The 11,025-nt window shown below is 59.0% G+C and carries 11 protein-coding genes; 4 read left to right on the top strand and 7 right to left on the bottom strand.

Annotated elements, in window-relative coordinates:
- Nucleotides 1–145 precede the first annotated feature (145 nt).
- A complete protein-coding gene (locus tag KGA81_RS18065; RefSeq protein ID WP_223547518.1) occupies nt 146–739 on the bottom strand; it encodes a nitroreductase family protein in 594 nt (197 codons plus the stop codon).
- A 163-nt stretch (nt 740–902) separates the two neighbouring features.
- Between KGA81_RS18065 and KGA81_RS18060 the strand changes: the two genes are divergently transcribed.
- Together KGA81_RS18060 and KGA81_RS18055 are read left to right on the top strand one after the other, a co-directional pair.
- Entirely contained in the window at nt 903–1,352 is a 450-nt protein-coding gene (locus tag KGA81_RS18060; RefSeq protein WP_008015986.1) for a YcgN family cysteine cluster protein, read from the top strand.
- A gap of 35 nt (nt 1,353–1,387) precedes the next feature.
- Entirely contained in the window at nt 1,388–2,617 is a 1,230-nt protein-coding gene (locus tag KGA81_RS18055) for a hypothetical protein (RefSeq protein WP_223547517.1), read from the top strand.
- Between the two features lie 96 nt (nt 2,618–2,713).
- Here the strand turns inward: KGA81_RS18055 and KGA81_RS18050 are convergent, their stop codons facing one another.
- The 4 genes from KGA81_RS18050 to KGA81_RS18035 form a co-directional block, all read right to left on the bottom strand.
- A complete protein-coding gene (locus KGA81_RS18050; protein WP_223547516.1) occupies nt 2,714–3,109 on the bottom strand; it encodes a DUF2892 domain-containing protein in 396 nt (131 codons plus the stop codon).
- An 80-nt stretch (nt 3,110–3,189) separates the two neighbouring features.
- Nucleotides 3,190–3,660 carry an RNA methyltransferase gene (locus tag KGA81_RS18045; protein ID WP_007993783.1) on the bottom strand — a complete coding sequence of 157 codons (471 nt, stop codon included), beginning with the start codon at nt 3,658–3,660 and terminating at the stop codon, nt 3,190–3,192.
- A gap of 187 nt (nt 3,661–3,847) precedes the next feature.
- The gene (locus KGA81_RS18040) at nt 3,848–4,222 is read right to left on the bottom strand and encodes a YajD family HNH nuclease (RefSeq protein ID WP_223547515.1); all 375 of its coding nucleotides are present in this window, start codon (nt 4,220–4,222) and stop codon (nt 3,848–3,850) included.
- 49 nt (nt 4,223–4,271) lie between these two features.
- Nucleotides 4,272–4,958 carry a spermidine synthase gene (locus tag KGA81_RS18035; RefSeq protein ID WP_007972413.1) on the bottom strand — a complete coding sequence of 229 codons (687 nt, stop codon included), beginning with the start codon at nt 4,956–4,958 and terminating at the stop codon, nt 4,272–4,274.
- Nucleotides 4,959–5,053: 95 nt separating this feature from the next.
- Here KGA81_RS18035 and KGA81_RS18030 point away from each other — a divergent pair, with 95 nt between their 5' ends.
- Nucleotides 5,054–5,344, top strand: a complete 291-nt coding sequence (locus tag KGA81_RS18030; protein WP_108218522.1) for a hypothetical protein — start codon at nt 5,054–5,056, stop codon at nt 5,342–5,344.
- On the opposite strand, the gene KGA81_RS18025 is transcribed toward KGA81_RS18030, so the two are convergent.
- Nucleotides 5,341–5,814, bottom strand: coding sequence for a cyclic nucleotide-binding domain-containing protein (locus KGA81_RS18025; RefSeq protein ID WP_108218523.1), 474 nt, complete (start codon nt 5,812–5,814; stop codon nt 5,341–5,343). The genes KGA81_RS18030 and KGA81_RS18025 overlap by 4 nt on opposite strands.
- Nucleotides 5,815–5,955: 141 nt before the next feature.
- Nucleotides 5,956–8,010 carry a S9 family peptidase gene (locus KGA81_RS18020; protein ID WP_223547514.1) on the bottom strand — a complete coding sequence of 685 codons (2,055 nt, stop codon included), beginning with the start codon at nt 8,008–8,010 and terminating at the stop codon, nt 5,956–5,958.
- A 1,243-nt stretch (nt 8,011–9,253) separates the two neighbouring features.
- Here KGA81_RS18020 and ltrA point away from each other — a divergent pair.
- Entirely contained in the window at nt 9,254–10,951 is a 1,698-nt protein-coding gene (ltrA, locus tag KGA81_RS18015) for a group II intron reverse transcriptase/maturase (RefSeq protein WP_223529840.1), read from the top strand.
- The last annotated feature ends 74 nt before the right edge of the window (nt 10,952–11,025 follow it).

The following is an 11,025-nucleotide window of genomic DNA, read 5'->3' as shown; positions in this document are numbered from 1 at the left end:
GACTGTGGACGCCGCAGGACTTCGCCTCAGCCCCTTGCTGAGCTGTTCAACCGCCGGATGCGGAAAACCGCACGTCCGGTGGTGTGGGAGGGGTAACGGGCGCAAGCCCGTTGCCTCCACCCAATCATTGGTTTTGTGGTGTGGCTTAGAGGGTGAAGTCACCTTCAGCCGCCAACTCGCTCAATGGACGACGCGGGCTTGGCTCTTCACGGGCTTGCAGGTATTCCGCCAGGCTTGCCTTGTCCCCCAACTTGCCCACCGCGACGGCGGCGTGCAGGGCGTAGCCTTCAGGAATGTTCAGCTCCTTGCGGGTCAGTTCCTGGTCGAAACCGGCCATGCCGTGGGTGTGCCAGCCGCTCAGGCTCGCTTGCAAGGCCAGGTGGCCCCAGGCGGAACCGGTGTCGAAGGTGTGCCACAGGGCCGGGGTTTCTTCGCTGGCGCCAGGCGCGGTGAAGGTGGTTTTCGAGATCACGATTACCAGGGCCGAAGCATGTTGCGCCCAACTGCGGTTGAATTCGTTCAGCAGGCCCAGGTAGCGCTCCCAGTTCGGCGTGTCGCGACGGGCGTATAGAAAGCGCCAGGGTTGCGAGTTGTAGGCCGAGGGTGCCCAGCGGGCGGCTTCGAAGAAGCTCAGCAGGGTTTGCTCTGGAATCGTTTCGCCAGTGAAGGCGCGGGGCGACCAGCGATCGGTGAACTGAGGGTGAATGGCGTAATCGGCAACGCGTGGGTTGGCACTCATCAGAGATTCCTTGCTACGTTTGAAAGTGGGAGCGACGCAAAACCCTACTTGGCAGCGCAAAAACTGACAAGCCCGTTCTACCGACAGTCGCCAATGCTTGGCCCGCGGGCCTTCGGGCACTAGACTGGCGGCCTTTTCACCACCTGATGTCGATACTCGAACCATGGCCGCCAAAGTAGAACCGTTCTGGATACGCAAAACCCTCGATCAACTCGATCAGGAGGAATGGGAGTCGCTGTGCGACGGCTGTGGATTGTGCTGCCTGCAAAAGCTTGAAGACGAAGACGACAACAGCGTTTATTACACGCGCATCGCCTGCAAATTGCTGGACCTGAAAACCTGCCAGTGCACGGACTATCCCAACCGTCGTGACTCTGTACCGGACTGTATCCAGCTCACGCCGGGCAAGGCCGACGAATTCAAGTGGCTGCCGCCGACCTGCGGCTATCGTCTGGTCAGCGAGGGCAAGGACCTGCCGTTGTGGCATCACCTGGTGTGCGGTGATCGCGATGCTGTGCATCACGAGCGGATTTCCCAGTCCGGGCGCATGCTCGCCGAAGGCAGCGTGCCGGAAGATGATTGGGAAGATCACCTGATTTTCCGCGCGGGCTGACGGTCGAACGTTTAAGGTTTCACGAAGGAGTGTGTATGGCTGTGGGATGGCGGCAGGCGTGGGTCGTTGGACTATTGGTCGTGAATTCGCCCGTATGGGCAGCGAACAAGGTCAATCTGGACTATCACGTGCGCCTGTTGCCCCAGAGCGATCAGGCCGAAGTGCGCCTGACGCTCGCCCAGGGCTCGGCGGTGCGCAGCCTGGATTTCGACCTCGGCGACGGCAGCCACTACAGCGATTTCAAGGTCGACGGCCAATGGCAACTGACCCCTGGCAAAGCGGCGCGCGGTATCTGGCGCCCGACTGCCGACAAGGCCAGCCTGACTTACCGTGTGAACATCGACCACGGGCGCAAGAACGGCAGCTTCGACACGCGCATGACGCCAAACTGGGCGTTGATGCGCGGGGACGATCTGGTGCCGGCTGCCAGGCTCGATCAAGAGGATGGCATCGAACTGGTTTCACGCCTTGAATTCGAGCTGCCCGGTGGCTGGAAAAGCGTTGAAACCGCGTGGCCACGGATTGGCCAGAATAAATTCCGTATCGATAACCCTTCCCGATTGTTCGACCGACCCACGGGCTGGATGCTCGCCGGCCAGCTTGGCAGCCGCCGTACTCGTCTGGGCGAGACTGAAGTCACCGTCGCCTCGCCGCTGGGGCAGGGTCTGCGCCGCATGGATGTGCTGACCCTGCTGACCTTCGTCTGGCCACAGGTGCAGGCGCTGTATCCGAGACACCTGGGCAAACTGCTGATCGTCGGGGCCAATGATCCGATGTGGCGCGGCAGCCGGTCGGCGCACGAGTCGATCTATCTCAACAGTCACCTGCCATTGGTCAGCGAAAGCGGCACCAGTGCCCTGGTGCGCGAGTTGGCCCAGGTGTTCGGGCGGATCAACGGCACGCAGCGCAGTGACTGGATCAATGAAGGCTTTGCCGAGTATTACGCCATCGAACTGGTGCGCCGGGCCGGCGGCATGAGCGATGAACGCTTTGAGAACCTGCGCGGCAGACTGCTCAGGATCGGCCAGAAAGTCACCACGCTGCGCGGCGAGCAGGTCAGCCCGGCGCAGGTGGCCAGGGCAGTGGTGTTGCTGCAGGAACTGGATCGCGAGATTCGCCTGAAAACCCACAACAAGCGTTCGCTGGACGATGTATTGCGCGGGGCGATGCGGCTGGGGGATATCGATACCCAGGCGTTTGTTCAGCTCAGCGAGAGTGTGATCGGTGGATCTTCCAGGGTGCTCAGTACCGAGTTGCTTCAGTAGCACCGCCATTCGCTGGCAAGCCAGCTCCTACATTGGTTTTGTGTACGGCACAGATCACGTGTAGGAGCTGGCTTGCCAGCGAAGAGGCCGGCTGCCTCAGAGCAATTCCCGGATCAACCCCCCGGCCTTCGGCGACTTCAACGAATCATTGCCAGTAACGCTGGCGGTTTTGGTCGCCGTTTCGGCATTGGCCTTCAGCGTCTTCAACTCTTCACCCGCCCGCTGGATTTTCGCCCGCACGTTGCTCATGTCCTGACGGCCTTTCTCCAGCAGGCTTTTCGCCGAGCTGTGCCCGGTAATGCCGCGCGCCAGGGCCACGCCGCCGATGGCCACCTGGATCAGGCCAAAGATCCCGCCACGACGCAGGCCCTTGCCCACCATCACCACGCCACCGGCCAGGGAGCCGATGCGTTCCCAGCCCTGCACGTTTTGCTCGGAGGGGCTCTGGAGCGGGGTGGATTCGATACGCTCGACGGGTTTGAGTTCGCTCATGGTCTGTCTCCGGGCTTGGGTGATCGATAGTCAAGCTGACAGCCAGGGCAGGCAGCTCGTTCAATCGGATGTGCGGCGATTCAGCGGAATTTTGGTCCCGATCGGGTATTGAGCCCCTTGGACATGCGGTCGTAGAGCACGACGTTGACCGTGGCGGCCAGGTTCATGCAACCGGTGGTCGGAATGTAGACCACGTCTTCGCACCAGTCGCGAATCTCTTTATCCAGCGATCCGTCTTCCGGGCCAAAGATATAGAGCGCACGATCCGGATGGGTGTATTCCGGCAACGGGCGGGCGCCCTCGACCAGTTCCACGGCGACGGGCACACAGTTGAGCGGCAGGATTTTCTTCAGGTCGTCGATACCGATCAGCGGGATGTCGTAGTGCACGCGCTTGGTATCGGTGACGAAGTCGGCGGCGCGCTCATAGCGCTTGCCGGTGTAGAACACCGACGCCACGCCATAACAGCCAGCGGCGCGCATCACCGAACCGACGTTCTCCGGTGATTTGGGGTTATACAAACCAATGCAGCTGTACCGTTTGTCTGCCACGAGCGGGGTGCCTTTCGGGAAAAAAGCGCGATTATACGGGGAATGGGGGAGGGGTGTTCAGTTTGAGACTGGTGGGTGTGTGGTCGATTGCTTTCGCTGGCAAGCCAGCTCCTACATTGTCATGCGTGCGGTGCAAAACCCGTAGGAGCTGGCTTGCCAGCGAAGAGGCCAGTTCAGACACTGAAGATTATTGATCTTCCTTTTTCATCAACCCCGCCAACGCCGCAAACGGATTATGCGTGGCCTTGGCGATTTTTGGCGTGCTCAGCGAGCCTTCGTCGAAATACTGCTGGTCGGTATACCGCGAGTGTTCGTTATCGTGGCAGTACAGGCACAACAACTCCCAGTTCGAGCCGTCCTGCGGGTTGTTGTCGTGGTTGTGGTCGCGGTGGTGCACGGTCAGTTCGCTCAGGCGCTTGCCGGAGAACTCACGGGCGCAACGGCCGCAGACGTGCGGATACATCTTCAGGGCCTTGTCGCGGTAGCCCATTTCCTTGTCGCGCTGGTTGTCGGCGAGGATGCGATCCAGCTTCGAAGTGTTGGTCGGGGTGGACGAACTCATGGGTTCACCTTTGTAAAATGACTAATGACAGTATAAAGCGAAGTTTAGCCTAGCCCTTGAGCTTCTCGGCAATCCAGATGGTGTGGCGGGTGCCTTTGTTGCCATGGGCGAAGACCTGCACTTCCTCGGCCTTGAAACCGGCTTTCTTCAGTTTGTCGGAAAATTGCCGGTCAGCGCTGGCCGACCAGACCGCCAGTACACCTTTGGGGCGCATGGCCCTGGCGCAGGCGTTCAGTCCGGCGGCGGAGTACAGCCAGCTGTTGGCTTTCTGGGTCAGGCCTTCGGGGCCGTTGTCGACGTCGAGCATGATGGCATCGAAACCCTGGGGCTCGGCTTGCAGGACTTTGGCCACGTCTTCCATGCGAATCACCGTCCGCGGGTCGAGCAGCGGATTGCCAGCCTTCTCGCCCAGCGGTCCACGGTTCCATTCAACGACACCGGGGACCAGTTCGGCGACCACCACTTCTGCGGTCTTGCCCAGGTGCTTGAGCGCCGAAGCGAGGGTAAAACCCATGCCCAGGCCGCCGATGAGCACCCGTGAATTCGGTCGGCCAGCGACTTTGCGACAGGGGATCTCGGCCAGGGCATCTTCGGAGCCATGCATGCGTGTGTTCATCAGTTGCCCGCCATCGCCACCCTGGATCTTGATGACAAAATCCTCTCCGTATTCGAACAGGCACAGGGCACCGCCGTTTTCAGGAATGGGGGTGGTGTCCAGCAGAACGAAACGTTTCATGGGGCTCACTTGAAGAAAATTGGCAGAACACGGGAGGGCAAACAGGCGCAGTTGGGAGTAGCCTGTTTATGACGACAAGGTCAACGGAGCCATTGATGAAGCGCACCATTCTAACGGTCATTGCCCTGGCCGCGCTCTCGATAACTGCAGTGCAAGCTCAACAGCTGCAATCGATTCCCGTCAGCCCCGCACCGATACCCGGTTCGCCCGGCACCGCGACGCCCACGCCGTACCCGCAAATCAGCCCGGCGCCTTTGCCTAAAGTCGGCCCCGGCAGTAGCGGTCCGCCGTTGGTGCCCATTGAAATGCCGAGCCCGCCGACCAAGGACCAGCCGATACCGGGCCTTGCGCCCAATCCGCCGAAACCCAAGTCGCCGGGTGGCTAGACCTGCTGCGAAAGCAGTTGGCCGTCAGCCATGCGCAGGCGTTTGGACAGGGATACGGCGAGGGCGCGGATGATCTTGGCGGCGATTTTCGGTGCGTCGTTGAGCATCTTTTCCAGCGAGTCCTTGCCCAGGTTGAGCAACTGGCAGTTGCTTGCGGCCACACAACTGGCCGAGCGCCGTTCGCCGTCGAGTACGGCCATTTCACCGAACGAGCGACCGCTGCGCAACGTGGCGATGGTGACGCGTTGCCCGTCGGCGGTGGTTTTCTGCACGGCCACCTGACCTGTGTGGATGATGCACATGAAGGTGCCGGCATCGCCCTCCTGGAAGATCTCCTCGCCCTGGGCAATGGTGCTGATACTGAAGTAACCGGAAGCCGCGACGAAGTCCGCCGGCAGCAATTGATTGAACAGGCCGCAATCCATCAGCCAGTCGCGAATTTCGTTGTTCAGAAAGGTGGGTTCAGGCATGTCGTCACGGTCTTTAGTGTTGTGTCTGTTACTGGCTCGAATTTGAAATCACTGCACACCCATGTAGGAGCTGCCGCAGGGGTCAGTATTGTGTCGGCTTCCTGTGTCCGGAACCATGACCGGTGCACCGCGCCAGGTTCCTCAGGCAATACCCAGAACCTTGAACAAAAATGCATATTCGAGTGCTACGTCACGCAACCCCTGATATCGACCGCTCATCCCGCCATGCCCGGCACCCAGTTCCGTCTTGAGCAGCAGGGGATTGCTGTCGGTCTTGGTTGCGCGCAATTTCGCCACCCACTTGGCGGCTTCCCAATACTGCACACGGCTGTCGTTGTAGCCGGCGATCACCAGGGTCGCCGGATAAGCTTGCGCGGTAACGTTTTCGTACGGGGCGTAGGCCTTGATCCGGTCATGGACGTCCGGTTCTTCCGGGTTACCCCACTCGTCGTATTCCGTGACGGTCAATGGCAGGTCAGGGTCGAGCATGGTGTTGAGTACGTCGACGAACGGTACTTCGGCGATGGCGGCGCCAAACAGCTCCGGCCGTTGATTGAGCACCGCGCCGATCAGCAAGCCCCCGGCGCTGCCGCCGCTGATCGCCAACTGCGGTGCAGTGGTCAAACCCTGGGCGATCAGGTGTTCGGCGCAGGCGATAAAGTCGCTGAAGGTGTTGTGCTTGTGCTCCTGTTTGCCGGCGCGATACCAGGCTTCACCCAGTTCGCCACCGCCACGCACGTGGGCAATGGCAAAGGCCATGCCGCGATCCAGTAGGCTCAGGCGCGCGTGGGAAAACCACGGGTCGAGGCTTTCGCCATAGGCGCCATAGCCGTAGAGGTACAGCGGCACGGGTTTGCCGAGGTCTGTGCGCTTGATCACCAGGCTGATGGGCACTTGCGTGCCGTCCGGTGCCGTGGCCCAAAGGCGTTGGCTGACGTAGGCATCGGCATCGAACGGGCCGAGCACCGGAGTTTGCTTGAGCACTTTCTGCTCGCCAGTGGCCAGGTCCAGTTGGCGGATTTGCGCCGGACGGTTCAACGCTTCGTAGCGCAGGCGAATCCGCTCGCTTTCGAATTCCAGGCTGTTCTGCACGTGCAGGCTATAGGCAGCATCCGGCAGTTGCACGCGATAAGGCGCCAGGCCCTGTGGGTGAACCTCGATGACCGGCAACCCGCCGACCCGCAGGCTCAGGGTCATGGCCCCGGTGTTCAGGCTGATGCCGTCGATCATCACCGCGTCACTGTGGGGGATCAGGTTCTGCCAGTCGGCTTCGGTCGGCGCGGCGCCAGTATCGGTGGCTGTGTACAGGGCGAAATTGATGCCGTCACGGTTGCTGCGAATGAACCAGGTCCATTGACCGTCGAGTACGCCGTGGTCGACGTCGTACTCATGATCCTCGACCCGTGGCGCGATGCAGGTAAAGGCTTGCTGCGGCTGGTTGGCATCGAGGGCCCAGACTTCGCTGGTGGTCTTGCTGCCCACCGACAGCAGCAATTGCTGCTCGGAGCTTGAGCGGTAGCAATGCATGAAGAAGCGACCGTCCGGCTCATGGAACACTTCTTCGGCCGCCGTGCCGTCCAGGCGATAGCGATACAGCTTGTGCGGGCGATGGGTGTCGTCCAGTTCACCAAAGAATAGCGTCAGGCTGTCGTTGGCCCAGGTCATGCTGCCGTCGCAGTCCTGGAACTCCAGTTCACTGACACGGCCGTCGGACAATTCCTTCACGAACAGCGTGTAAATCTCGTCGCCGCTGGAGTCGATGCTGTAGGCCAGACGCTGATGGTCCGGGCTGATGCTGAATGCCCCCAGGGAAAAGAAGCCGCCATTGGCCAGCTCGTTGGGGTCCAGCAGCAGTTGTTCGCGGCTTTCGTCGAGGGTCAGGCTGTCGTCGGCCGGACGCGGGCAGCGGTAGTGCCGGGCGTACTCGTCGCCCGCCATGGTGCGGGTGTAGTACAGATACGGTCCCCACGGCGAAGGCAGGGACAGATCGGTCTCGAGAATCCGCCCTTTGATCTCCTCGAACAGGGTTTCACGCAGCCCGGCCTGGTCGGCGGTTTGCGCTTGCTGGTAGTTGTTTTCGGCTTTCAGGTAGTCGAGCACTGCCTTGGTGTCGCGCTCTTGCAGCCAGGCATACGGATCGGAGCCTTCAGCCTTGTGGGCAATCGGAGCGTCGTGAATGGTGGCGGATAGGGGCATGAAGGGCTCTCGAACAGTGTACGCAATAGGGGCTTTACAACCTGTGGGAGCGAGCTTGTGTGGCGAGGGGGCTTGCCCCCTCGCCACACAAGCTCGCTCCCACAAGGTTATGTGTCTTGACCGAAGGCATTGATGCAGCCTGACGGGCGAAAAGCCGTTATCATAAGCGCCTCTGTGCGACACGCGTAGCGTGTCTCCAAGACTTCGAGGTGTAGAGTCATCTTGAAGGGCTTCCGAAAGGAAGCCAAGAGCTTGGGTACCCAACCCCAAGAAACAAAACCCTCCCAGAAGTCCAATGCCTTCAAGGACTTGCCGCAGCGGCGGTGGCAAACTCAAGGTCGATTAGCGCTCGGTAGCTCAACCGCAGTACCAGATTTTCCGGTACTGGAGTGCCTACTACACATCAGCCCTGTTCAGGGCTAAACCCATGCGGGAGAGAATCCCCGCTGGGGTTCCCTCCTGCTTTTGAAACAGGAGGTAACAATTTCTTTGGGCATGCTGCCTCGGCAGTCCCTGCTCACATCAAACCGGAGACATGAGCGAAAGCTCTGTCTGTCATTGTCCATCTACCTTGCTCGCAAGGTGGCAGCGGACTCGTTGTGCGACCAACGATAGCCTAGGAAGACATGCGTCACTGGTAACGGTGAGGTGTGAAGCTCTTCTCACAATGTAGTCCCCGTCAGGGTGTGCTTTTGCCGCGAGGTAAAGCATAGATACTCGGAGCAGTGCCGGGTTGAGACGCTAGGCTGGTTGGCATGGGTAACGTAAGTGAACTGCTGATAAACGCCGTAATTATGAACAAGCCAAAACTGCTGTCAGGCTTGAGCCAAAAGGCACGTGGTCGGATACCTCTGTAGAGGCTTGAGGTACGTCGTCATAGGACCATCGGTGAAAAGGCAGGCCCTAAACCAATCGTGTGATAGGCAGGGAACGTGGTAAGCCCGTATGGCCGCCTTCGGGCAGGTGAACCGCAAGGGGATCTGTTGGCTGTGCGGGTATGGGATCGCAGAGAAAGCGAAAGCCGGGCTGTAATGGCTCGGATAGGGGTTGGGACATTACCTCACGGGAAACCGGGCAGACTTCTGCGTGGTCTTTCGTCGCATGAACTCTGACTGAACCTGTCTCAATGATCTTAGAGACCCGCAGTATTGGGCCTCCTACTAATCCAACCCTGACGGGAGCGTCCATTCCCGTCAGGGGATGCGTACGTCTTCTGCTCGGGGAAACTTGAGAGGAAGGCAGCATGATAGAGCACAGCCAAATGGCCGTGCCTGCGCTTTCCGGCACTCCGCAACAATGGCATGACATCGATTGGTGTCGTGTTCAGCGGAATGTTCGGGCAATGCAGGTGCGGATTGCGAAGGCTTGTCGGGAAGGCAAATGGCGCAGGGTGAAAGCCCTGCAACGGATGCTGACCCGCTCTCGATCGGCCAGATACTTGGCCGTACGGCGAGTCACTGAAAACCAGGGTAAGCGCACGGCGGGAGTCGACCGCGTGCTCTGGGATACACCCGACGCAAAATGGAAAGCGGCAAATGGGTTGAAGCGTCACGGATATAAGCCACGACCTTTACGGCGTGTGTTCATTCCGAAGTCGAATGGGAAGGAACGCCCTTTGGGTATCCCAACCATGACTGACAGGGCTATGCAGGCGCTGTATTTGCTGGCTCTGGCCCCCATTGCAGAAACCAAGGGCGATCCGAATAGCTACGGCTTCAGGATCGAACGCTCCACGGCGGATGCGATGGGTCAGTTGTTTGTTTGCCTGTCCAAGAAGGTCTCGGCCCAATGGATACTGGAGGCGGACATACAAGGCTGCTTTGATCACATTAATCATGACTGGATGCTCGCCAACGTCCCTACGGACAAAGCGATTCTTCGGAAATGGTTGAAGGCTGGCGTGATTCATAAAGGCCAGCTACAGGCAACGGATGCTGGTACGCCACAAGGCGGGATTATCTCGCCTACCTTGGCAAATATGGCGCTCGATGGTCTGGAAACACAGCTCAAGCAGTATCTGGGCGTGACAAGGGCCAGAAAGCTGAAGATCAACGTGGTGCGGTATGCGGATGATTTTGTGATTACTGGAAACTCGAAAGAGGTACTGGAAAGCGAAATCAGACCTTGGGTGGAGCAATTCCTGGCAGTACGCGGGTTGCAGTTATCCCCTGAGAAAACACATATCGTCCATACCGATCAAGGCTTCGACTTTCTGGGTTGGAATTTCCGTAAGTACGACGGGAAGCTTCTGATCAAACCGAGTAAGAAGAACGTCAAGGCGTTCTATCACAAGGTGAAGGAGGTCATCGACGCCAACAAGATGGCGAAGCAGGAGTATTTGATTCGATTGCTCAATCCCATCTTGAAAGGCTGGGCGCTGTATCACCAGCCTGTAGTAGCCAAGCAGGCCTACAGCCGCATGGATAATTTGTTGTTTTATGCTCTATGGCGTTGGGCAAAGCGGCGGCACCCGAACAAGTCACTGCAATGGATCGGGAAGAAGTATTTCCGAACTCAAGGAAGCAGAAGTTGGGTGTTTGCCACCACGATGTTGGAGGAAAACGGGACAAAAAAGGAGGTCGCTCTGTATTCGCTTGCGAGTACACCGATCGAACGACACAGGAAGGTTAGTGGGGAGTACAACCCCTTCGACCCTTCCATGGAAGAAATGGGCGAGAAGCTGCGGACGGCACAGATGCTGAAAAAGCTGAAGTATCGCAAACAGATTCTCAGTCTCTATCAAAGCCAGAAAGGACTGTGTCTGATGTGCAAACAACCGATTACGAAGGAAACGGGATGGCATGACCATCACATTATCCACCGCACTCATGGCGGTAGAGACACCCTGGATAACCGGGTACTATTGCATCCTATTTGTCACCAACAGCTTCACAGCCGTGGATTGACAGTGAACAAACCGGCTCCGCAAGGGGCTTTCTAAAGACTTGAGCCGTATGCGTTGAAAGGCGCACGTACGGTTCTTAGGGGGAGGCAGGCCAGTAATGGCCTGTCTCT

Source organism: Pseudomonas sp. A-B-19 (genome assembly GCF_019947515.1).
In the GTDB taxonomy this organism is placed as follows: Bacteria; Pseudomonadota; Gammaproteobacteria; order Pseudomonadales; family Pseudomonadaceae; genus Aquipseudomonas.
This window is presented reverse-complemented; position numbering and strand designations above follow the sequence as displayed.